The 23,190-nt window shown below is 45.5% G+C and carries 23 protein-coding genes and 1 tRNA gene; 12 read left to right on the top strand and 12 right to left on the bottom strand.

Annotation, left to right across the window (positions count from 1 at the left end):
- Positions 1-12: 12 nt before the first annotated feature.
- The 5 genes from EL645_RS03625 to EL645_RS45240 form a co-directional block, all read right to left on the bottom strand.
- Positions 13-759 carry a DUF5131 family protein gene (locus tag EL645_RS03625; protein WP_126548764.1) on the bottom strand — a complete coding sequence of 249 codons (747 nt, stop codon included), beginning with the start codon at positions 757-759 and terminating at the stop codon, positions 13-15.
- Between the two features lie 10 nt (positions 760-769).
- Entirely contained in the window at positions 770-1,222 is a 453-nt protein-coding gene (locus EL645_RS43870; RefSeq protein ID WP_503827025.1) for a DNA adenine methylase, read from the bottom strand.
- 239 nt (positions 1,223-1,461) lie between these two features.
- A complete protein-coding gene (gene istB / locus EL645_RS03615) occupies positions 1,462-2,256 on the bottom strand; it encodes an IS21-like element helper ATPase IstB (RefSeq protein ID WP_126548762.1) in 795 nt (264 codons plus the stop codon).
- On the bottom strand, positions 2,253-3,503 hold the full coding sequence (istA, locus tag EL645_RS03610; RefSeq protein ID WP_126548761.1) for an IS21 family transposase: 1,251 nt from the start codon (positions 3,501-3,503) through the stop codon (positions 2,253-2,255). Before istA ends, istB begins: the two co-directional genes overlap by 4 nt.
- Positions 3,504-3,599: 96 nt before the next feature.
- A complete protein-coding gene (locus EL645_RS45240) occupies positions 3,600-4,025 on the bottom strand; it encodes a DNA adenine methylase (RefSeq protein ID WP_371865717.1) in 426 nt (141 codons plus the stop codon).
- A gap of 601 nt (positions 4,026-4,626) precedes the next feature.
- On the opposite strand from EL645_RS45240, the gene EL645_RS03600 reads away from it, so the two are divergent.
- The 8 genes from EL645_RS03600 to EL645_RS03570 all read left to right on the top strand — a co-directional run bounded on the left by EL645_RS03600 (position 4,627) and on the right by EL645_RS03570 (position 12,819).
- Positions 4,627-6,222 (top strand): hypothetical protein, encoded by a 1,596-nt coding sequence (locus EL645_RS03600; RefSeq protein WP_161977078.1) that lies wholly within the window; start codon positions 4,627-4,629, stop codon positions 6,220-6,222.
- 10 nt (positions 6,223-6,232) lie between these two features.
- Positions 6,233-8,623: a Rad50 family protein gene (locus EL645_RS03595; protein ID WP_126548758.1), complete on the top strand. Its 2,391-nt coding sequence runs from the start codon at positions 6,233-6,235 to the stop codon at positions 8,621-8,623.
- Positions 8,623-9,687, top strand: coding sequence for a hypothetical protein (locus tag EL645_RS03590; RefSeq protein ID WP_126548757.1), 1,065 nt, complete (start codon positions 8,623-8,625; stop codon positions 9,685-9,687). Before EL645_RS03595 ends, EL645_RS03590 begins: the two co-directional genes overlap by 1 nt.
- 204 nt (positions 9,688-9,891) lie before the next feature.
- Positions 9,892-9,958: transfer RNA gene (locus EL645_RS39020), tRNA-Ile, on the top strand.
- A 128-nt stretch (positions 9,959-10,086) separates the two neighbouring features.
- Positions 10,087-11,197, top strand: a protein-coding gene (locus EL645_RS03585) for an IS3 family transposase (RefSeq protein WP_371865631.1) whose coding sequence is annotated in 2 segments (ribosomal slippage) — positions 10,087-10,365 and positions 10,367-11,197 — 1,110 coding nt in all. Because the reading frame shifts where the segments join, the coding sequence is not laid out codon by codon here.
- 122 nt (positions 11,198-11,319) lie between these two features.
- The gene (locus EL645_RS03580; protein ID WP_161977077.1) at positions 11,320-11,766 is read left to right on the top strand and encodes an SRPBCC family protein; all 447 of its coding nucleotides are present in this window, start codon (positions 11,320-11,322) and stop codon (positions 11,764-11,766) included.
- 119 nt (positions 11,767-11,885) lie between these two features.
- Entirely contained in the window at positions 11,886-12,320 is a 435-nt protein-coding gene (locus EL645_RS03575) for an SRPBCC domain-containing protein (protein ID WP_126548754.1), read from the top strand.
- 61 nt (positions 12,321-12,381) lie between these two features.
- Positions 12,382-12,819: an SRPBCC family protein gene (locus tag EL645_RS03570; protein WP_126548753.1), complete on the top strand. Its 438-nt coding sequence runs from the start codon at positions 12,382-12,384 to the stop codon at positions 12,817-12,819.
- A gap of 131 nt (positions 12,820-12,950) precedes the next feature.
- On the opposite strand, the gene EL645_RS03565 is transcribed toward EL645_RS03570, so the two are convergent.
- The 4 genes from EL645_RS03565 to EL645_RS03550 all read right to left on the bottom strand — a co-directional run bounded on the left by EL645_RS03565 (position 12,951) and on the right by EL645_RS03550 (position 15,353).
- Positions 12,951-13,241: a hypothetical protein gene (locus EL645_RS03565; RefSeq protein ID WP_126548752.1), complete on the bottom strand. Its 291-nt coding sequence runs from the start codon at positions 13,239-13,241 to the stop codon at positions 12,951-12,953.
- 197 nt (positions 13,242-13,438) lie between these two features.
- Positions 13,439-14,110 (bottom strand): class I SAM-dependent methyltransferase, encoded by a 672-nt coding sequence (locus EL645_RS03560; RefSeq protein WP_126548751.1) that lies wholly within the window; start codon positions 14,108-14,110, stop codon positions 13,439-13,441.
- Positions 14,110-14,634: a hypothetical protein gene (locus EL645_RS03555; protein WP_126548750.1), complete on the bottom strand. Its 525-nt coding sequence runs from the start codon at positions 14,632-14,634 to the stop codon at positions 14,110-14,112. The genes EL645_RS03560 and EL645_RS03555 overlap by 1 nt, the downstream gene beginning before the upstream one ends.
- Positions 14,635-14,861: 227 nt before the next feature.
- Positions 14,862-15,353 carry a hypothetical protein gene (locus tag EL645_RS03550; RefSeq protein WP_126548749.1) on the bottom strand — a complete coding sequence of 164 codons (492 nt, stop codon included), beginning with the start codon at positions 15,351-15,353 and terminating at the stop codon, positions 14,862-14,864.
- Between the two features lie 197 nt (positions 15,354-15,550).
- Here EL645_RS03550 and EL645_RS03545 point away from each other — a divergent pair, with 197 nt between their 5' ends.
- Entirely contained in the window at positions 15,551-16,465 is a 915-nt protein-coding gene (locus EL645_RS03545) for a CDP-alcohol phosphatidyltransferase family protein (protein ID WP_126548748.1), read from the top strand.
- A 28-nt stretch (positions 16,466-16,493) separates the two neighbouring features.
- Here EL645_RS03545 and EL645_RS03540 read toward each other — a convergent pair whose 3' ends face one another.
- From EL645_RS03540 to EL645_RS03530, 3 genes are all read right to left on the bottom strand, one after another.
- Positions 16,494-17,315, bottom strand: coding sequence for a class I SAM-dependent methyltransferase (locus EL645_RS03540; RefSeq protein WP_126548747.1), 822 nt, complete (start codon positions 17,313-17,315; stop codon positions 16,494-16,496).
- 30 nt (positions 17,316-17,345) lie between these two features.
- A complete protein-coding gene (locus EL645_RS03535) occupies positions 17,346-18,911 on the bottom strand; it encodes a radical SAM protein (protein ID WP_246035266.1) in 1,566 nt (521 codons plus the stop codon).
- Positions 18,912-19,041: 130 nt separating this feature from the next.
- Positions 19,042-19,911 carry a class I SAM-dependent methyltransferase gene (locus EL645_RS03530; protein ID WP_126548746.1) on the bottom strand — a complete coding sequence of 290 codons (870 nt, stop codon included), beginning with the start codon at positions 19,909-19,911 and terminating at the stop codon, positions 19,042-19,044.
- 260 nt (positions 19,912-20,171) lie between these two features.
- On the opposite strand from EL645_RS03530, the gene EL645_RS03525 reads away from it, so the two are divergent.
- The 3 genes from EL645_RS03525 to EL645_RS03515 all read left to right on the top strand — a co-directional run bounded on the left by EL645_RS03525 (position 20,172) and on the right by EL645_RS03515 (position 23,149).
- Positions 20,172-20,957, top strand: a complete 786-nt coding sequence (locus EL645_RS03525; protein WP_126548745.1) for a PAS domain-containing protein — start codon at positions 20,172-20,174, stop codon at positions 20,955-20,957.
- Positions 20,899-21,858 carry a sensor histidine kinase gene (locus EL645_RS03520; RefSeq protein WP_161977076.1) on the top strand — a complete coding sequence of 320 codons (960 nt, stop codon included), beginning with the start codon at positions 20,899-20,901 and terminating at the stop codon, positions 21,856-21,858. The genes EL645_RS03525 and EL645_RS03520 overlap by 59 nt, the downstream gene beginning before the upstream one ends.
- Before the next feature lie 259 nt (positions 21,859-22,117).
- Positions 22,118-23,149, top strand: coding sequence for an endonuclease/exonuclease/phosphatase family protein (locus EL645_RS03515; protein ID WP_126548743.1), 1,032 nt, complete (start codon positions 22,118-22,120; stop codon positions 23,147-23,149).
- Positions 23,150-23,190: the final 41 nt, after the last annotated feature.

Genomic DNA, 23,190 nt, shown 5'->3' with positions numbered 1-23,190 from the left:
CATTTTTATCTTCTATAACTTCCGATGCTCACCTTGAGGATGAGTAAAAGGTACATCAGGAAACTCATCCCACGTTTGACCATCTAATATTCTTCCCTTAGCCTTTGGAGTGGTTCCTCCCCATTGCTTAAAGAAAAACGCTACTCGAGCTAAAATGCACTGATCGCGCAAGTCTCTTAGCCATTCTATTTCACAAGGTCGGTATTTATGACCGCTTTCTCCTCCTGCTATTAACCAATGAATGCCATCTAGGTTTAACTGAGGAAGTGCTTCAAGAAGTGGCTCTGCACTTATAAAACGGACCTGTGCAGGCACTTTTCTAAGGTGGTCTATACGCCACGCATATCTATTCGTCTCAACTGACACGCCCACCCAAATATTTTTTTGCCAAGGAAGTGCTGAAGCCATTTTGGCTAAACGAGCACTGCGTTTTGTCAGTATCTGAAATGTATGCCAATCAGCCTTTTGCATAGTTTCAAATATTTGAAAAATATATTCATCAGGTACATTCTGATGAAAAAGATCTGACATTGAATTTACAAATATCATTTTAGGTTTTCGCCATTTGAGTGGCAGCTCCAACCTATCTGGCCATAGTTTTAAATCGAATCCTTGTTCATAGGGGTGTTTAGGAACACCTCTGAAACGCTCCGCAAAAGTCAATGCATAACAATGATCACAACCTGGACTGACTTGAGTACAACCAGTTATAGGATTCCAAGTAGCATTAGTCCATTCAATTGCAGATTGTTCGCTCATATTTATTTACTCATTCTTGACAAACTAACGGCATTTCTTGTGGTGTTTTGGATAAAAGCACATGCAAATCCATTTCATTGCTTACACTATTCAAGTGAGCAATGCGGGTTTCATCTGCATAGTTATTTTCCTCTCGAGCAAAATTTGCAAGATTGCTTATTAGGAGTTCTTTTCCTGTTTTGGCCCTATCAGCCACCCACATTACATCTAAGGAAATATGTTGAAGAATAGGATCAAATAGATACATCTTTCTAATAAGTTGATGATCATGGTAGCTTAATATCCATGGCACTTGAAAGTCTTGTAAACAGTTCTTCAGCCTTAAATGCTCCTCTCTTTTAAAATTATGTGGGTATAAAGTTTGCCCTTTAGAAACATAAGGAGGATCAATGTAATAAATATAGTTATTGTTAGGTTCTAGCTTTGCTTGATCAATAACATCAAATACTGATGCAGTGTAGATAGCTACAATTTTTTCTGAGAACTTTTCTGCGGTGCATCTTATACGATGAGTTAACTCTTTTTTATTAAAACGGCAGTCTATTTTGTATTGTCAAGGCCGGTGTAATCACGAGCCGATTGAGAATTGGCCGCCCTAGTGAAACGAACTCCAAAGAACAACATTCCATGAGCGCCGGCGAACAAATGCCGACCAAACTGCGCCAGAATCAAGTGATCCCAACGCCGGCGCACAAACGCCGCTTACCGAACGCCGGTAGATTTGCCGCCGGTGGCGCTGAGAGCCACTTCCGGTGAGGCTGAGAGGCTCGTACGCTCGGTCTGACGCTCCTTCATGCGATAACTGCGCCCATTAATGGGGATAACCTCAGCATGGTGAAGCAGCCTGTCGAGCAGTGCTGTGGCAAGCACTTCATCCCCCAGGAGAGCGCCCCATTGAGCAAAGCTCGTGTTGGAGGTCAGGATGATCGAGCCATGCTCATAGCGTGCCGTCACCAACTCAAAGAAGTGGTGCGCCTGCTCCTGTGACAGCTTGGTGTAGCCGACTTCGTCGATGACCAGCAGACTGGGCGCGATATAGCGCCGCAGACGCTGCCGCATGAGGCCAGGATGCGATGCACTTTCCAGGGCCTGTGCGAGCTCAGCCAGGGTCGTAAACAACACGGAATGCCCTGCTGCGAGCGCTCGATCCGCCAACGCCAAGCTCAAGTGTGTTTTGCCTGTCCCCGGAGGGCCGAGGAAGACTACATTGGTACAGGTTCGCACAAACGAGAGATCCGCCAGTTCCCGCAGTCGCCGTTCGGAAAGGGTCGGCTGAAAGGAGAAATCGAACCCATCCAAGGTCTTTTTTCCAGGAATGCGCGCCGCTTTGAGCCGCCGAGCGATGGCCTTCTGCTCACGTCCATCTAACTCCGCAGCCAGAGCTCGTTCCAGCAACATCTCATAGGTCCACTGCTCGTGCCGGGCCGCATTTAGGACGTGTGGCAGTGCTGCTTCCAAGTGCGTTAAGTTCAGTTGTTTGTATACTCCTTTCTTCATGCGACCACCTCCTGCATGGTCACGACTCCACAATACTGATCATACTCCTGGAGGGGACGGCTTTCGACGTCCGGGGCAGGCTGCAAATGGCCTAAGGGCGTGGGCGCACGGCGGGTAGCTGAGACGGAGGCGACGGTCTTCCACTGGTCCGCGTGCGGCACGCTCTCTTGCGAGCGCGGTCGCTTCTCGATAGCAAACACCTGAGTGCCAGCCGACCAGACGGTGAGCAAGCCCTTGCGCTCACGTACCTGGACCTGTTTGCCTGCCAGTTGCAGCGTCCCTGGCAGCCCATACAGCACGCCATCGTAGGAGACGTAGCCATCCCAGGTGACTTTGCGCTCTTCGGTGGCGAAGCGTTCCCAAGCAAAGTCTTGGGGCAAGGGCAGCAGCTTCTCTTCGGCAAGGCGATCCACGGGCCGTGCATGGGTCGTGCGATGCACACGGGAGTTGATACGCTCGCACCACGCATGCGCCTGGCGATTGAGATCATCCAGATCGGTAAAGGTGACCCCACCCCATAAACTCTTCTTGACATGGCTGACTGTACGCTCGACTTTGCCCTTCGTTTGTGGTGTGTACGGCTTGCAGACGCGTGCGCCAACTCCAATGGAAACCATGAAATCGGCAAAGCGGGGATTCCACCGCGGCTTGTTCTCCTCCATTTCTAAGAGGACGCTCTTCATGCGATCCGTCAGCGCAACCTTCGTTAAGCCACCAAAGTACTCAAATGCCTCCATTAAGCAGCGGATGAGCGTGGGTGTGTCGCAACGCTTCACAAAGGTCACAAAGCGCATGCGTGAATAGCCAAGGATAGCCGTAAATCCATAAAATTTACGCATCTGACCCTCATGCTCGTATACAAACTCGCCCCAATCGAATTGAACCTGCTCTCCTGGATTGGTTTCGTATCGTTGTACGGGCGCGTGGCCAGCCACTGCAGCCCGCAGCGGCTGCACGTATTCCTTGAGGATACTGATCCTGCCGGTGTAGCCCATCTTCTGTAACCGCTCGAAGATCACCTCGCAATTGGTGCAATGGTCTTCCATGACCCACTTCTTGATCTGTTCTTTAAATGGATCAAGCTTGGAGGGACGCACCGGACGCGGTTTCGGGATCACCGCCTCGGGATGTTTCAAGTATTTGCGTACCGTTGTGCGTGAGATCTCCAACTCCTGAGCAATTTCCTGTACATTCTTCCCCTGTGTGTAAAGATCGTGTATTGTTAGCACTGTCTGACTCCTAAGCATGGTCGGTCTCCTGAGAATATTGTTGTGTTTATATCCTCAGTCTACCGCCTTCTTGGGGGTCGGTCAATTCTTCACCGGCTCGAGTATACACCGTCCTTAATAGTATTTAGAACTCTGCGTTTTTCCTCCTATAATTCCTCCGTGCAATATACCTGAATAGCATGTACGATTAAAGAAGAAACAGTAGAGTGCCTCTTGTCGGATAGTTAGTGGAGGCGTCCTTCTTAGCCGCTCCCAAGTTTCAACGGTGACATCAATATTATTGATATCTTCTATTAATTGTTCTGTATGAAAAAAAAGCATTTGCCAAAAGCTCGTTATCCAAGGATCTATATCAACAAGTATAGCGGATGATACTATCTTCTGGTCCAATAAATATAAACTTACTGAAGAACCTCCACAACAAGGCTCGACAAATGTTCCCCCAAGCCACCCATAATTTTGCATTAACTCTTTGATATGATGAGCCATCTTCCTTTTTGCACCGGGATACCTCAATGGGCTTAAATAATTTACTGGCATGACTTGCAAGCTCAGCTTTCTAGATATCTTTATCATCGAAATACACCGTAAAATAATATAGATAAAATATAACATCATTAGTGATTAATTTCTATACATAAACCCCAATATCAAAAAGATTTTAATACACTTAAAAATTTTCTTGACATTTTTTAACCTAAAGATTATATTTATATACATGAATGATGCAGTTTTTATTATGATTTATAGCAATTTGTCTCTCAAGCTATCCAAGCTTAGATTTCAGCAATTGCTATACATTATCGTGTTGCTAATTAGTCTTGTTCTGTTTTTAATCAAACTGTCATTGTTTGAGATCCCCTATTTACCTTATCCTTATTAAATGCCCTGGGGAATCAACGTGACTATTAGTCAGGAAGGTTTAAAAAGTTAAATGTAAAATATAGATGTGATAATATCAAAAGCTATAGATAATTATCTATAGACAAATTGATGCAATGTATAAAAGTAGGTGAAAAATTGTATACATAACCAAATGAATAAAGCGTATCAATATCAAATCCTAAAGTTATAGATTGGTTTTAAGTTTGTAATTATTGGATTTATGTTCTGGCTACTAAATACAGGTAGGATAACAAGTATGGCTGAATTGGCAGTCCAGGATGTTGTATTTGCTTTAAAGCATTTCCACATAGATGTGGATTCGAAACTACGTCGAAGAATTGAATGGTCTTTAGGTAGTGGAAATTACGTTTGGGGTGAGAAAAATTTAAAGGAAGAATTAAGTAATTTCATATTAAGAAGAAGCCGCTTAAACTATTCTAAATTGTCGGATATTTCATTAGATGATTTCTTATGTGAAAAATACATTTCATTTTCCCAGTACCGCCAGTATGCTAAAACACTTAATGCATCTTATTGCACTCCTTCTATAATAAGCACTGAAAATCTCAACAGCCTTGATATTGATAGCAACTATTTACACTATGCCAAACAAATTTCAAACTTGGAAGAGGTTATTGGTGAATTAAGAAATTTAGGGCTTAGCCATATACAGTGCAAAATGATATTAGGTTTAGGGACAAAGTCATATGAAAAGTTAAAAAAGCGAATACAAGAGCAAAAAAAGTTTGAAGTAAGCCGTCCTGGTAGATCAGAAGAGGACGCTTGGTCATTTGCCAAACACATTATCAGTGATATCTCGGTACAAAAGTTTACAAATCTGCATGTTCCACCACTTACAATACTTGAAACACATCAAGGTATTGGTGATGCAACGTTTATTTACCATAAATATGGTCATGTACTTGGCTTTGAAAATCATCATGACTCACATGAAGTATTTTCCCAACGAGTTCAAAAAAGTGGTTTTTTTTGTAATGCTCGAGAATTTTATTTAAAAAGGTTTTCTAGTGCCTCCTTAAATTCTGAGTCACTTGTATTTGTGAATGAGGAGGCCATTTCGTGCACTCAAGGATTAAAAATCGTGTATGAACAAGGCATAAATTTCGATGTCATAGATATTGATCCTTGGGCTACAAGCAAACCTTATTTTCAAGATGCACTGAGTGTTATTGCTGACCAAGGTCTTCTCATGCTTACAGTTGGTGATCAGCATCCGTGGCCACGAAGTGAAATGCAAGGATGGGAAAATTTTGGTATAGATCTATTCAATATAGTTTTATCAGAGCAAACAAGGCAAGAATGGAGGAGATCTTGGTTCTTCTTAAGACGTGCTTGTGCCTGGTATATGCAGAGTGCAGCAAAGCAGTCTATATGTTTATTGCCAATAGTTTTGATGCGGAATTTTGAACCATGGTCTCTGAGAGGAGATTTTTCTTATGGCGTTACAGGTATTGATAGAATATATTTTCTAGCTAAAAGAGCAGTGAGCTCAGAGCATATCGAGCGGGTACTTCAATATTGGCTAGAGCCACTACCATTTTTTAATGAAATGATGGTGCGCACTGAAGTAAATACATTTGTGGGCCCTAGCGGGCCAGTCAATTTCATGAGTTTCAGCGATGATATTTGGCCAGAAATCAAACTATTATGGCCTCTCTACCAAAATTGGTTAGCATCAACTGCTAAAGATGTAAAATTGCGCTGGGACTGTGTTGAAGTTACAAAATCTGAAGAAGCGCGTAGTGATTTACAAAAGGCTATTGAGAGAGCTAAAAAGGATAAGTTAGCCAAAAGCTTCGATCTGGCAGATGGTTGGTTGAAAGAATTATAAGGAGGTCATAATGAATAATACAGATCAACAAGAAATTATTCGGCCAGTACGATCTGAGTATAAGACATTAGTTGAAACCATCGCATTGTCAGTAGGAGTTACTGCGGATAATATTTCAGAGCTTCTAGAGTCAAATGAACAACTAACCAGGGCTTCAACACTTATAAAAGGCAAACCTTGTACTGTAAAACTTAATATTGAGAAAGATTACCCCATATCTTTAGATAGTAAAAAGTTAGGACGAGTTTTTGAATTGTCGGGTCAAAGTGACAGAAACAAGACAACCTCACTTATATATTTAGCTACTATATTAGGCATAAATTGGGATGAGACAAGACCGTTTTTGGATAAAGATGATAAGGTTTTTCATACTGCAAGTAGAATTGTAGTGCCATCGCTTGCTCGATCTCAAAAAGCCAACTTGCGGTTAACCTCTACTGGTTTTGATCTTGCAATTTCTATAGCAGAAGGTAAAGCAACAATATTGCTACAAGATGAAAAGGGCCAAGCCCTGCCTGACTGTGATAATAGAGTTGTTTCTTTAGCTTCTTCTGAAGACTGGCAAGAATATAGACGTCTAATGGCTTTTATTTGCGACGTTCAATTTGTCGGAAAAAGTCGCGATTTTATAGGCCAAGTCTCTATTGAAGAGAGTAAAGATTTAGGTAATTTCTGCTCATATATTGCAACGAATAAAATTGCAATCAAACTAAGTTCTTTAAGAAATTTGCCTCGAGATCAAGTTTATGGGCGAACAGAGAAAGATTTAGCCCAAGAAATTAGTATTCTTACTAATCGTTCAACGGGGCTACAAAAAGAAATCGATGGTTTTAATAATGAAATTACTAATTTTCAGCAACTAATTCTTTCTAGTCAAGAACTAATTTCTACCTATCGTAAATTGGAAGAGATACAAACTCCTGACCTAGCAGAAGTGCTTCATTGTTTAAAACGAGAAGAAATGGTACGTGATCAAGATAAAGAAAGAGAAAATCTAGAAAAAAATATTATCAATGTAGAAAATGATTTGATGATAGTGCAGGATGATTTAGCCCAAGTAGAACCTTTATTCAATAAAATTATTTTTGATTTAGATGCTCTTAAAAGCAAAATAGCAAATGAATTGAAAAATTTATCTGCACTTAGCGGTTATGCAGCTCAAGTCCTTTCAGGAATAGCCGCTAAAAATTATGATGCGTTACTTGCCTTTTGTTCTTATGCTCAAGTTGATGATGAAGTAATAAATCTATTAGATGGAATTTTAAAAGCTTCAAAGGAATTTAGCAAAGGCTTAGTTATACCAATAAAAACCTTAGATGACAATCGAATAAAATTAGTTGAATTGGAACAAAGCTGGTCCGAAGCTCGTCTAATAGCTTTGGACATTCAAAGATTGAATCCCGAACTTAAAAATGCCTATAGCGCATTCAACGCTGCTGGATTATCTTCTGGGCAAGATGTACATAAATTAGAATCCTCAGTGGAAACAATTCAGCTGAGGATTAAAGATAAAGAAAGGCTACTAAAAGAATTTACTAATAACCTAAAAATTATTAAAGAAACAATACAATCTCTTCTAGGTTCAGAGAATCTTTTGGAACTTAAAGAGCGCCGAGTTCAGTATACTCAATTGCTACTTCCCAATCAAAAAGACTTGTTGGAACGTGTTGAGCAACTTTCTGAAGCTGTTGGTTTTACAGATCCCTGGCAATTAAATCTCTCGGAGTTACAAGATTTCATTAGAGAATGGTCAAATAAAATCCAATTACTAGAAAACAGCAAAGCAGAAAAGGAAGAAACAGAACGAATAGTACGAAATCATCTCATAGAAATGAAACGCAGTTCTCCTCGTAACGATACTGGCCGCCTACAAATAGATGCATTAATAGATTTGCAGAAGATTTTGCTACTCATTAGCAATTATCTCAACGAATATAGAAGAAAAAGAGAAAGAGGACAAGAAGAATCAAAATTATATACCTCAGCGCAATTTGAACAGCTTAAGGAACAACTAGGAAAAAATGGAAAAGAAGTGCACCAAACACTTAACCGTGTTATTCGTAAACGTTGTCCCGTGATGTATAAAAATCGGGCTCCAGGGCAAAAAAAAATACCGGTACATGACTATGATTTCCTAACAGGCGAACAAGTAGTTCCTGATCTTCAAATGGGAGAATGGGCAGGAGGTGGCGGTGACTCAGCAATGACTGTATTTGGGCTTGCTACAAAATCTTCAGGGAGTTATATAGGGACAATACTCCTTGTAGATGAGTTTAACGATGCGGAGACTTTTAAGGACACTGTTTGCGAAGACTTAGCTGTTCTTGAGCATTTAGCATTTGCTATCTTCGTTAATCAAGACCCAGAAGCTTTTGCTGTAAGTTTTGAGGTGATAAAGTAATGTTTTCAATTAATCTAGTAGTAGAAATGATTCGGTTATCTTATGAGCGTTCATGTCCCTTTCTTACAATTAAGCCTCTTTATGACAAGAAAAAGATGCCCGTTGATTTAGCTAGGTATGTCAAACAATTCTGGGGTTCAGAACGTAAAAACAAAGCAACTGCTCAAGGCCTCGTTTCAAAGGATGATCTATTAATCATAGCTAAAAAATTTGATCCTCATATAAATGAAGAAACACTCAGGAGACTTTTATCTGAATTAATTCAAATAGGGGTATTTTGGAGTTTAGAGATAGACGTTAATGGGGCCGTTTGTGAAAAACTTGTTCTTGCACCTTTAGGTCTAGCTTTATGGAAAAACATTGATGGAGGAGCCATTTTCAACCAAGTAGATGTCTCATTTCAACATTTTCAACAAATTTTAACAAAAGACAAGTTGTTTGAAATTCTAGAGTATGAAAAAATTGCCTGGATTGATTTGCATCATCCAAGGCTATCTTCTTCAAGTGGGTCGATAAGCCCTCAGCTAGTTTGTTTGGGCTTATATCTTTTATTAAACGGTGCTATAACACAAAATTGCTCTTTACATCTTGTTCGGACTACGAACAAAAATTTCCAATGGCATGAAACCCTTGTAAAAGGGTTAAATACCATTGCCCAAACGCTATTTGAAGTTGATGATTTATTTAAAGAGCATTCTTTAAAAGATGATTTGCAAAGACGAAGTGGATTAATTAATAAAGTTGGCTCGTCTTTTAAATGGCTAAAACCTAAAAGAGGGCAAAAAACAGAATACTATTGGTGGGAAATTGGTAATTACAAACAAAATCAAGATGTACTTAACTATATTGTCCGAACACTTATCAGTGCAATTCCAGTTGGAGACAAGTACCAGCCGATTAATGATCGTCTGCAAGTTCTTATAAAATATTTCTGTGATCGTGTAGGTTATACACTTCCATTTTTTGAAATGTCACAATTATTTCCACTACAACCTGATCAAGATTATAGTAACGTATTGCAATTTTCCATTGAGAACACGCTACGACAGATCACTGAAACGTAATCAGTATTTGTATTTGCTGGTCAAAAATAGTTATATCTGTTAATACTAATCCAAGTTCTCATGAGCTGTTAATATAAATTGTATTATGTTATACTGTTCTCCAGAGTGACCAATTAGCTAAAAAAATACAGACCAATCAGCTATTTGGCGCACAAAAAAATTTTGATCATCTAGATTGGCTTCTAGAGCCATTTTAAAGGAAGCGGCCTGCGTTTTTGGGACCAGTCTCCTCATAACTGATTGGTCGCTGGTTCGAATCCAGCTGGGCCCACCCTTCGCTTCCTCTGCGTTATCTTTCTTAGTCTTTATGGAAATCTATCTGTATGATGGTACCGGAATCCTGGACAGGCAAATAAGATAAAATAGCTGTATCAGAATGAGTGCAAAAGGAGAAAGATTATGGCAGGACCACGCAAACGATACAGCGCAGAATTGAAAGCAAAAATAGCACTCGAAGCCATTCGCGGCAACAAAACCGCCAACGAAATAGCGGCTGAGTATGGGGTTCATCCAACACAAATTGCTCAATGGAAAAAACAAGCGCTTGACGGATTACCTGCCGTGTTCTCGACACGCGGTCCTGGCCAGGAAAAAAGTGAGGAAGACCTCACAGCGCCCTTGTATCAACAAATCGGTCAGTTGAAAGTGGAACTGGACTGGTTGAAAAAAAAATCAGGCCAGCTCCGTTGAGCACAAGCGCCAACTCATCGATCCTAACGATCCGCAGCTTTCCATTGGACGCCAGTGTGAACTGCTGGGGCTTGCGCGTTCGAGCTACTACTATCAACCCGTTGCAGTCAGTGAGGAAGATCTCATGTTGATGCGCTTATTAGATGAGCAATACACGCGGACGCCGTTTTATGGCACACGAAAAATGACAAACTGGCTCAACCAACAAGGCTATGGAGTCGAACGCAAACGGGTCCGTCGCCTGCTTCGCACGATGGGTTTAGAAACGATCTATCCTCATCCGCGCCTGAGCCAGCCTGGAGCTGTGGAGCAACGATTTCCCTACCTGCTGCGCAATGTGGAGATCACCACTGTGAACCAAGTGTGGAGCACGGATATCACCTATATCCGCCTGGCACGCGGGTTTGTCTACCTGGTCGCTGTGCTGGATTGGTGGAGCCGCTACGTGCTTTCCTGGGAACTCTCCATCACCTTAGATACGAGTTTTTGCCTGGAAGCCTTGGAGCGAGCTTTGAACCAAGCGACGCCAACCATTTTCAATAGCGATCAGGGGGTCCAATTTACGAGCACAGAGTTTGTGCAGCGATTGCAAGCCAATCATATTCGCATCAGCTGGGATGGGAGAGGAAGAGCCTTAGACAACATTTTTGTGGAGCGGCTCTGGCGCTCTCTGAAATATGAAGACATTTATCTCAGGGAGTATCAAAACGTTAAGGACGTAAGGAACGGAATACAAGCGTACTTTGAATTTTATAATCACCAGCGTTTGCATCAGTCACTTGACTATCAAACGCCAGCTCAAATCTATCGGCAACGTTGATAAGCGTAACGTAAAATACTCATTCTCATGTTGCTGAGTTTTATCTTATTTGGGCCCGTTTTTTGTCTTGACAAACGGTACCGCTATACTGCTAGCGATCCCCGAAGAGGAGCAAGATGCTGATGATACCTCCATTACCACATGATACTACTTCCCTTGTGCTGCGGCGCACGTTTGCGGCCTCACGCCAGCGGGTATTTCGCGCCTGGATTGAGCCAGAGGCTGTACGACACTGGTTCAGACCGAGAGGAATGGGTGTGACCGTTACTTCGCTCGATGCGCGCGTTGGCGGCTCGTTCCGTTTCGATTTAGAGGACGGCAGCTACACGGCTGGTACCTATCTGCACATTGTTCAACCCTCAAAATTAGTCTTTACCTGGTCAGGTGGCGTCATTCAGGATAGGGAGACCATCGTCACGCTGGATTTTCTTGAGCATGGTCCAGTGACGGAAGTCGTGCTGACCCACGAGCGGCTGAACACCCCCGAGATGCGTGCGCTGTTTGGAGGAGGCTGGCCATCACTGCTCGATGCACTCGCAGAGGTCCTCTCTTCCCACCTCGATTTCTGAGCATCAGCTGGATTGAGACTCTAAAGTTCTTCAGAGAGGAATATCCTTGACACGGTTCCCCTTATTACCTATACTTAACCTATAGGTTAAGTATAGGTAATAAGGGGAAAGGAACAACAATGCCAACCATTGTTATAGAACGTTCTATTGCAGCGACACCAGGAAGCGTCTTCGATGCCCTGACGCAGCAGGATGGCATAGCGCGCTGGTGGACCAACGATCTGACCGTCAAACCAGAAGTGGGCTCTCTGGCTGAATTTCGCTTTACCAGGTGGGGGGCAGGTATCCTGCAATTTGAGATTGCAGAGCTGGATGCGGGGGCGAAAGTCCACTGGTTTTCCAGGAAAGGACCTCCACAATGGGCAGGGACCAGCGTTACCTGGCAAATCACCCCTATTCAGGATGGGACAAAGATAGTATTTACTCATGATGGGTTTGCCCAGGTTGATGCGGTATATGAACAGACACGGGGGAACTGGGAATACTTTCTGGACAGCCTGAAGTCATTCCTGGAGACTGGCAAAGGCACGCCTGGTCTTCCAGTGTTTTTTTGATTAACGGCAGAGCTTGTTCGCTGACCAGAACGACCGCTTAGAAAGGATTTGTCTTTTTCTTATGGATAAAACACATCTTCGTAGCCGCTCGATTGAGAAAGAACTGTTCATTAAAGCTACTCCTGAACGCGTTTTCCAGGCCCTGACAGAGAAAGAATATCTTGAATGCTGGTTCCTTAAGCATGCTGAGGTCGATTTACGTCCTGGGGGTATGATCAGCTTCGAGTGGGGAACAGGCACGTCTAATTTTGGCAAGGTCCTCGTTCTCGAACCGTTCCATCGCTTCAGCTATACCTGGGAAGCACTTGAGCCCAGCCCTACCACGATTACCTTTGAATTGAAGCCGCGCAACGACGGCACGCTGCTCCATCTCATCCACTCTGGCATTGGCGAAGGTGAGGATTGGGATCACTACTACGACTCCAGAAACAAAGGCTGGAGCGTCCACCTCAAGCATTTGACAGACTGGTTGGAAGCCGGCAAAGAGAGAAGCTGGTAAGAGGAGCGCACTAACTTTTCTCTGCTAATTTTTTACACATAAGAATTGAATGAGTATAGTATTCGACTTTTTCCTTAACAGTTTTTTGCACATATGGAGCAGCTAAGCTTATTCTGCTCCATATGATGTTGTCAGGGTGTATCTTTGGGCGTAACGGTATCTGGAGTTGGCTGTTCTATGGGAGCTTCTTTGTCTTCGTTTTCGTTGGTGGGTTCGGCTGGTTCGATAAATTTCACGTCGGGCTCTGATATAGGATTGATCCAACTGCGAATAGCTAGAACGGGAGAGAAATGGGTGGGCTTTTCTACAAAGGTGTCCAGGGCAAGCTGAAAGTCTGGATTGGAGAGGCCTAATGAGAGGCTGGGTAGGTCTGGACTGTGGTGGCATGATCTTCCAGGTAGTGACCCCAGGATTTGCCACATTTACAATAGCGTTTTTCTGGATACAAGCGTACAATATCTCCACAGTACCAACAATAGAGCAGCTTCAATTCACTCACCTTATTCGTCCTAAGTACGTTTTGTTGTGATTTATTGCATATTTTTCAGGATATCTATATAAACTTTACCACAGCAGTATTATTTTTACTACTACTATTAACACTATTTCGAAAAAGCATCTACTTATCCCTCACTATTTCCGCACGTAGTACCCAGCCGCGCCAGACGAGGCCAGCCGAGAATGTGCTGGCTGCCAGTATGTGTAGTCCGGCCTTTTCGCAAATTTTTTGAGCTTCTGGCAGGGTGTATGCCTTGTTGTGTTGTGGGTCTATGCGTTTGATGAACCATTCAAAGGTTCGCCAGGGAAAGGGAAATGGGCGGCGTGCATAATCTTCTAGTATCAGTTGGCCGTGTGGGGCTAGCAGGGTGGCTAAGCCTTCTAGTACTGCCTGTGGGTTATCCAGGTAGTGGAAGGTGTTAGTGCAGGTAATCAGGTCGAACGCAGCTGGCTGATAAGGTAAAGTAGCCATACTATCGCCTTTGAGCGTTCCCTGAGCCAGGTGGATGTTTGGCATGTTTGCGAGGAGTTTTTGTGCCTGGATCAGCATGTCCGGACTTTGATCTATGCCATGCGAATCGGCCTGTGGGAGCAGTCGGGCGAGCTGCTGTAAAAGTAGTCCTGTGCCACAGGCTACATCCAGGATTTCTGGTTGTTTCTCTTTTATTGCGGGTATTTCTTGTAGTCGTTCGAGGTCGATAGTGGCGATGGTCGCTGCCAGTGTCTTGTCAGAAAAAGTTTTCCAGGTTTGGTTGTAGGCCGCAGCTCGTTTTCCCCGGTAATATGTATTCATCAGCCCTGGTTACTTTCTGCTTTACCGCTTTCAGAGTGCAGGCTGGTTAGAAAATAGATAACACCGAGTATGAGCAGGCCAAGTCCAGGTAGCCAGAGCGAGAGCATAAAGGGGATAAAGCCTGCCGGGGTTAGATGCTTTGCCAGGAGTATTTCTATAATACCGACTCCCATTATGATGATGGCGGGTGAGAGGGCTCCGCGCCCCACGTAGCCGCGACGAGCGGCGAAGGCGATTGGCAGCAAACCGATGCCCAGCGCAAGAATGTAGACAGGAAAGACCAGGTTACCGGGAAGCTGTCCTGTGAAGGTAAAATAGACGGCTATCCCGATGGCTGTAGTCAGGCAACTGGCGATCACCAGGCGCCCTGGATTAATCAGGGCGGCGATGAGCATGCCGACGCCAAGCAGTAAGACGCCGACCGGATATTTAGCAGGGCTGGGCTGGACCAACCACGCTCCCAGGAGAAAGATGATGCCCAGCAGGAATAGTGTATAGGCCTGCCGTCTCTGTCTGGTATCCATTGCGGACAACTCTTTTATCATAGCTCTCTATCCCTTTTACATATTGCTTAAGTATTGCGCGTACTTTAGCGGCTCATGGCTGCGAAGGTTTGTAAGATGCCTCCGGCTAGAGCCCACAGGATGATGAAAAATATCCAGCTGCCTCCATGTCGTTTACGCGCCTCGCCTGTCTGGAGTGACTGTTTTAAACCATTGCGCCGTGGCTGGACGACTCAAGCGCCAGACAATTAAGGGGAGAAGATAAGCAGGATGATCTCCGTCACCAGGGGCCAGTAGTTGCCAATTTTGATACTTTGATACAGGTTAATGAGTCCGACCAGGCCACCTAGCGAGAGTAAAATATTGGCAACAAGTTGTATATTACGTGCCCAATAGCGACCACTGCGTATCATCTCGCCAAAAAGGGCCGGCAGGCAGGCAATAACAAGCGCAACAATGACAAAGAACACATTGCTCCCGATTGGAGTAAATCCGGTTATGTTTAGCATACTCGAGGGACGAAACAAGAGCATAAAAATGGGCGTGAATGCGATCTGTACGGCCAGTCCCCAATCGAAAGCGACGGCCATGCCAATCCCTTGCGGTGCAGGTAATTCGTTTACAGTCTCTGTTTCTAGCGTCGATTTCTGTGTTTCCAATGCTGGTTTTCCTTTAAATAAAGTGGTGCCACCAACAATAATAGCCGTTTTTCCGTTGAGGTGATAGGCAATGATGAGCATCTTCTGGCAGCAGTCTGAATTCTACCATATTTTATCCTCTATCCCTTTTTCCTTACCTGATATTACAGCACGTTCTGGCTCAAATATTTTTACAGGCGCTTAAATGTAGCAGCTTCAGCCAGTTTATGCGACAATACTGCCGGGCGTTACTCTCTAGGGTACATTATTGAGCCGAAGGATTGCCAGGGAGATGTTGCATGCAAAAAGATGCTGAACAGGCTTTTGTGGTTGAGCTATTAACGACGCTGCGTCGTGAGCGTTTTAGTGCGCGTGCCTGGGGCCGCTTCTTTCAATACTCCTGGTTGATGTCCTGCCAGACCGCCTATGAGAATCCGTCGTTGAGACGTTCCTGGTTGCGAGTAACCTGGTTTATTGGCTTGCTGGCCCTGGTGATCTTGTTTGCGAATAGCCTGCTGGCGGGCGTCTCCGACACAGTGCGCCTGTTGCCCGCCTTCATTTTCTGTGTTGCCTGGCAGCAGTGCGACCTGTTCTGGCATCTGGGCCTGCATCGTTCTGTCGCCAGTGGCAGGTTACTACCATATGTTGGAGTCGCCAATACGCTCACCTGGTTACGGGGATTGGGCGCAGCATATTTGCTGGCCCGACTGGTAGGCGGCCTGGCAGTATCTTCAAGCCTGGCCCTCGCCATCTTCTCATGTGGCATCGTGACAGATATTTTGGATGGCTATCTTGCCCGGCACTGGCGTATGCAGAGCAAACTGGGCCAGATTGCTGATGGTGAAGCTGATTTCTGCCTCTACCTGGCCCTCACCCTTATCCTGCTCCAGAATGGCATCTTGCCGCTCTGGATTGGACTGGTGATGCTCTTGCGCTTTTTACTGCCTCTCATTGCAGCCTTGTTGAGCTACCTGGCCTTTGCCCAACCGGTACGGTTTGGCTCGACACTATGGGGCAAAGCTGCCGGGCTGATGCAGTGCCTCTATTTCTTGCTGCTGCTCGCGCCCCCTTATTTATCCAATTTTATCCATTTCCTGCATCTGCCCTTGCTCGTTGTTATGATCTGTTTGCTGATAGCCGCTCCAGTGGCCCAACTGGCTGCAAACGTGGGTACACATATACAGACGACAAAATCCACCTCTTCGCTTGACTAGGGCTGTTGCCAGCTAAGATGTCGCTGTTTTAGGCTGACTGCCTGGCCAGTATCACGACGTAGCCAAAGGTCTGCGCTTGAATCGCTGTCCTGGCTGCTCTGGCCAGCTTTTTTGCTTGCTCCAGGTTAAAAGAGGCTGGTAGTTCGATCTTCTGCAGACGTAGCAGTAGCTCGGCTCCCAACAGTTTTCCTTGGATCTGCTGTACCATTTCTTGTAGTGCCTCATCGTGGGCTTCGACCAGGGTTGGATGCAGGCCCGCATCTGTCAGATAGCGCGTGTAAGCCTGTACGGGTTGGGCGTCCGCGATACAGGCAATCCAGGCCAGCAGACCTTGCAAATCTGCTGGTACTTCACCAGTGCGTGTTAGATCGCTCAGGCCCAGTTGGCCGCCCGGTTTGAGGACACGTTGGAACTCTGTCGCCGCCGTTGCTTTATCTGGAAATGTGCAGAAGGCGCACTCACAGATAACGGCATCAAAGCTGCCAGTGGCGACTGGAAGCTGTTCGGCGTCCCCTTGTTGGAATGTGACCAGATGAGTGATATTGGCCTCGATGGCAGCCTCTGTAGCCTGTCTGACCGCTTCGGCACCATACTCGATGCCTAGCACATGGCAACCAAAACGTTGGGCCAGGGCAAGCGCGCTTCGGCCCTGGCCAGATGCCACATCCAGTACCCTCTGTCCTGGCGCTAGTTGAAGTAAGCTGCCCAGATGTTCGGTCAGACGAATACCACCCGGATGAAAAGAATCACCCAGCAACAGTCGGGCCGCATCGCTCTGATAGGCCAGCGCACAGCAGGCTTTAACTTCGGTTGCGTCAAGCTCAGTTTGTGCCTTGTGCTCTGTATTCATTGTTAAAAACCCCTTGCGGTATCGGATATATTACTTTTCCTCAAAGGAGAAGGTCAGTGGTTCAGGCGTGTAGGGCGTGCCCGCTCGTCTGGCCTGGTTTCGCTGCCGCTCGCGTGCCTGCAACTGGACACGTGCCTGCTCGCGGTAACCAACGTTGTTATAGGCACAGAATGGAATCTGTTTCCCATCTGGTAACAGGATCTCTTTACAACATTTCATTAGATTCTTCTGGTTAAATGTCCAGGGGTCCATAAAATCTTGCAGCATGATCATAAAGATATTGCTGGCAAATGCCTGCAAATCTAATCCGTTATCCGGCAACCCGCAGGCGGCACAGGAGAGGGCGAACTGCTGGGCCGCTTTATCTGAGCCAGCGACGGCCGAGGAAGACCACAGCCCTTCGAGGGCGGATTTAATATCTTCTGAAATGTCGACCACAGCTCGATTGGTGATATAGTCCAGATAATCCTCGACATCGAGCAAACGTGTCAGGGGCAAGACGGTATCGCCATCTTTAAGTACATAGGTGACGGAGTTACAGGTAGGGAAGCAGCATGGCACCGGGACAAAGTCCGATACTTTTAGCGTCTCTCGGGTCTGTTCCTCTAACGCTTGCAATATATCGGGAATGGTCAGGCGCTGCATTGGATCGCTTTCGCCGTGGCGACCAGATTGAAAGGCGGGTTGGAAATTGATGCCACGTACCGCTGGATGTCGCAGGCCAAAGTTGACGATGGCCCCTACTTCGTGCAAATTGACAAAGCGATCCACGGCTGGCACCAGCACGACGTGCGCTCCGATCTCTGCCAGGCGATCCAGGGCGCGGAGCTTTTGTGGCAAGATATCAGGCTCATCGCGCAGGATGCGATAGGTCTCGGACTCAAAGCCGTCAAACTGGAAGTAAACCGAGGGGCGCAGATCGGCCAATTGTCGCAGAAAATCATCGTCGTCGGCAATGCGCTTCCCATTGGTGTTAAGCATGACATGCCGGATATTGCGTTGCTTGGCCGCCTTGATCATATCGATAATCTGTGGATGGATGGTTGGCTCTCCGCCTGAGAACTGGACGACCTCCGGATTGCCCTCAGTCTCTACCAGGTGATCAAGTATATTTTCGACCTCTTCCAGCGTAAGGTTAAAGCCTGCTCCAGCATTGGCAAAGCAGAGCGGACAATCCATGTTGCAGGCGCTATTGACCTCGATGATGCCCAGGCAGGCATGTTGTTGGTGGTCTGGACACAGTCCGCAGTCGTGTGGACACCCATGTTGTATTTCGGTAGAGTAAGCCAGTGGGATGGTACCTGGTTTGTTGAAGCGGGTAGCGGAGATATAAGCCTGTGCATCACCATAGACCAGACCTTCAAAGACGCCATGCTCAGCACAGCGTTTGCGCATATACACTTTATTATCTCGCACGAGTATATGTGCATCAATCACTTTGCGGCAGTCGGGGCAGATGCTGCGGGTCAGTTCAAGAAAAACGTAATCCACATCTTTTTTGCGGCGCATGCGTGATTCTTGCGGCATTGCTGCCATCGCTACTGGTGTTTCTGAGGATGGAACGGCCTGGGTAGATAAATGATCCTGATTATCCATGGAAATCTCCTTAGGCTCTATCATCAACTATGCGAACTGTTCTCGAGTCAATATCTGCCTGCCAGTATCTATGTTGATAGTATACTGTCCATCGTACAAATTGCTATAGGGTCTGGTCTGGATATGCTAATTATTTTGCGTTCTCTCCCCAGGTCGTGAGGTAATACCACAGGCAATTGAAATCTTCATTATTCATCTCTTCTAATGCCTTGGTGTAGAGTAACTCTATCTCATCTTGAGAGGCGATACCAGTGTGGAGCACAAGTGGTTGTAGTAGCTTGAGGAAGACCAGCATATCTTCATAGAAGCTCTGGTGTGACTCGGCGCCTGAAGAGCAATCAACCACAAAGGCTTTGTGTTGAATATTGCGGCATCCGGCGTTGCGCAGGAAGCGCTTGAGCATTGGCGTTACTGCCAACTGGCGTCCATCCTGAGAAAATGTATTTCCACTGAGATGAATGGCTCGCGTGCATAAACCAAATAATTTTTCGGTCATCGGGCTATTACTGATAAACCACTCACAATCTGTCAGGCGGATAATGCCGCCCGGGCGCGCTACACGGACGCATTCCCGTAGTAGCCTCGGCCAGTTATCGATAGAGCGAAACATAAAAGAAGCGATCAAGCGAATATTAATAAAGTCAAAAGCATCTGCCTGAAAATCAAGTGATTGGAGGATGTTCATCGTATGAAAGTGGGCATTGAACAGGGAGCGCTGGGTGGCTTGAAAGCGTGCATAATCGATCATGAGCTGGCTGACATCCACCCCAGTGATTTGTTTATTGGGATAGGTCGAAGCCATTTCCAGTGCCCACTCGCCTGGCCCGCAGGCAAGGTCCAGTACATCGATAATAGTTGACCGATTGATATCCATCCAGCGCCCTCCCATTGCCCTGGTTAGCAAGCGGGCTTGTTTCGTAAGCCGAGCCATTTCTGAAGCACTTTCGGGATCAGTAAAATAGGCCTCTTCATGTGTTACATTGTTCTGTAGGTCTGACATCGCACTTCCCCTTTACTCAGTATTGGTGATGATCTACAATTACCGAATGTAGCATACCCTGTAGTAATATATATTATTCGTAGTCTCCTGTGTCAGAAAAAATGGTACTTTGCTAGTATAGGGATATGTTACTTTTCGTGCAAGCAGAAACACTTCTTGACACGTTTGTTAAAGGAACGTATAGTATTTTATTGTTTGTAAGATGAAATAAGCTTAGAAGTAAGCGTGCAAATATTTCTATTTATGAAGTGAGGCTTGTGATGAGTCAGACGCACATAGGTCAGCAGCTCATTGATAGCGTGGCTCAGAGTGTCCGTGAGTCTTCAGATATCAATTCTGTTATTGGTAGGACTTTGGATACTATTCATACCAATTTGCATACGAGCCTTACCTGTCTTCATGTTGTAGATGATACGCGGCAAAGTTATCGTTTATTAGGTATTCATTCCCGTTGTGACGACGATGCCCTTGCGCAGCGCCTACATACGCTATCTGGACAGCCTTTCCCATTTTTTGAGCAGCAGCATATTCCACATCAACCAATGGTTATTGAAGATATCCAGGCTGACACATATATAGATCACAGGGAGAAATGGCAGCTTTGGACGCATGAACAAATACAAAGCATTATCTTTATTCCACTATGGTTTGGCAGTTGTTACGAAGGTATGTTAACGGCGGCATTTGGCTCGAAACTGCAGTCAGAAACGGCTGAGGTATCCACGTTATTAGCCGTGGGCACATATCTGGCGGCTGCACTTGGACAGGCCCGGCTGATGTTGACTGTGCAGAGTGAGCAGACGGGTTTACATACAATCCTGGATCAGTTACCTGAGGGGGCGCTGATTGCTGATGCTGTAACAGGCTCTATTCGCTACGCGAATGAAGTTGCAGCTCGTTTATTGCAGATCCCGCTTGTTCAATTGATTGGCTTACCAGTGCATCAGTTCACACGTCTCATATGTACAGAAACTGACCCAGGACCCCTTGCCCCCATGGAATTTTTTCCTGATTCAAGCGTTAAGTGGCGAAATTGTCAGCAGTAAAGAAGCCACGATTTTTACTCCCAATGGCCAGCAGGCAGTAGTTCTGGTCTCATGTGCCCCCATCTCTATCAAGCATGATAAGCAGCGCATCTTGACTGGCGCGATCATCCTTTTTCAAGACATAACAAAAGCGAAGGATATTGAGCAGCAAAAAAATGAGTTCCTCTCCATTGCCAGCCATGAACTGCGTACACCAATCACCATTATTCAAGGTTTTGCGGATTTATTAACGCAGATTCCATTAAAAGAAGGTTCGTTCGACGAGTTGACCCAATCGGCACTGATGCATATTGTCGATCAAAGCGAATATTTGACTCGACTCATTGATGCCATGCTTGATATTGCTAGAATTGAGCAACAGCAACTGAGCCTTAATCTAGCCACGCACGACCTTCACCACCTCTTAATCCAGGTAGTGGACAGTCAACTTATGACAACCAATCAACATCAATTACACCTGGTTGTCGAGGGACTACAAGCGCATGAACCTCTGCCAGGCGAGTTCGATAAGCAACGCATCGTTCAGGTGATGAGCAACCTGATTAATAACGCTATCAAATATAGTCCCAATGGGGGCGCGATCGAAGTGGGCCTGCGTGTTACTCATACGGGTGAGTCGCTAAGTGGGAAGTATCGTGATGCGTGGTTGTGGGTGAAAGATCACGGTCTTGGTATTGCTCCCAATGAGTGTTCACGTATTTTTGAGCGTTTCTATCGCGCGAGAATGACCGATAACTCTTCATTGAGTGGTTTCGGCATCGGGCTCTATGTAACCAAAGAAATTATTAATCGCCATGGTGGCAGGGTCTGGGTGGAGAGCCGTCTGCATGAAGGTTCAACTTTTTATGTACATTTGCCATTGCATTCACCTCACCGGGTAGCGACAGAGTTGGTCGATTAATACATCTCCGTGCCCGGGCAGCCCTACCACAATCTACCCATCAACCCACCCCTCAAGAGAGTGACACCGGCGCAAGGTTTCAACCCGCTGTGAAATATGTGATCTTATACCTTGACTCTATCATTGAAATCGCCTACGGTATAAGCACGCGTTTAACGTCGCAGAATGTAGAACTCAATAAAACAGCTAAAAAGCCTGGATTGATAAAGGATCATATAGTATCATTACTATGCATTTGCTAGTAAAGGATTTTTAAGTAATGGTTGGGAACTGGTTTTTACGTGTTTGGCAGAAACAACGTTTCAAGACATTGATTATTGGAACCCTTTGCTATCTACTGGTAGTTGACATAATTATCGTTGCTCATGTTTTCGTACCTCAACGTGAAGGTATATTGGCCTTGCTGGCTATTTTCGCGCCATACCTGTTTATCCCACTGCTAATCCTCATCCCTTTCCTCCTTTGGCGCTTTACCTCTGTGCTGCGTGTGGTATTTGTGCTTGGCATTGTTCTCTTTTGTCTATGGTTCCCGCCGCGTTTGGGCAATGGAGGCGCACAAGAGTCAGCTACAGGCCAGACTGTAACCGCGCTGACCTGGAATTATCGCGGTAGGAATAAGCGCGATGGTTACCTCAGACAAATCATTGATGAGAAGGATCCGGGTATCATCGCATTACAGGAAGCTGATTGGTCAGGTATCGACCTGGCGACTGATATATTGCAAGCCTATCCTTATCATCTCTATCAACCCAATGATGTCCCTCCGGGCGAAGCCTTGTTAAGTAAATATCCGATTGTTGATCATGGTATACTGCAAGCCTCGGATGGTTCACGTACAGTCTGGGATATCCCACGGGTCCTCTGGGTGCGGCTGGATCTGGGCCATGGACGTACGATGCTTGTGGTTAATGCGCATCCAATCTCAGCGGTAAATACGGTTTATGGTTGTCTCTATTGCCCCCAGCGGCGCGACAACCAGGTCAAAGAGCTACACCAATTCTTGCAGCCGCTACTGACACGTGGAGAGCGGCTCTTGTTGTTGGGTGATATGAATTTGACTGATCGTGAACTTGCCTATCATGATCTAGCGTCCGGCCTTGAAGATACTCAGTTACAGGTAGGCAGTGGTAGCGGGGAATCCTGGGGGATAAACTCCTTAAACCGCGTCTGGGCCGTTTTCCGTATCGACTACATGTTTGTCTCGCCCAATATTAAACCACTGAATCTAGATACCGATTGTGTCTCACGTGGTAGCCAGCATTGTATCTTGATTGGCCAATTTTCTGTGTGACCTCTAAATGCCTCCGATTCTATGATAAGATTGGAGGCAGT

The sequence above is a fragment of the Dictyobacter kobayashii genome (genome assembly GCF_003967555.1).
Classification (GTDB): domain Bacteria; phylum Chloroflexota; class Ktedonobacteria; order Ktedonobacterales; family Ktedonobacteraceae; genus Dictyobacter; species Dictyobacter kobayashii.
The sequence above is the reverse complement of the archived record's forward strand: the minus strand, read 5'-3'. Positions and strand labels throughout refer to the sequence as shown.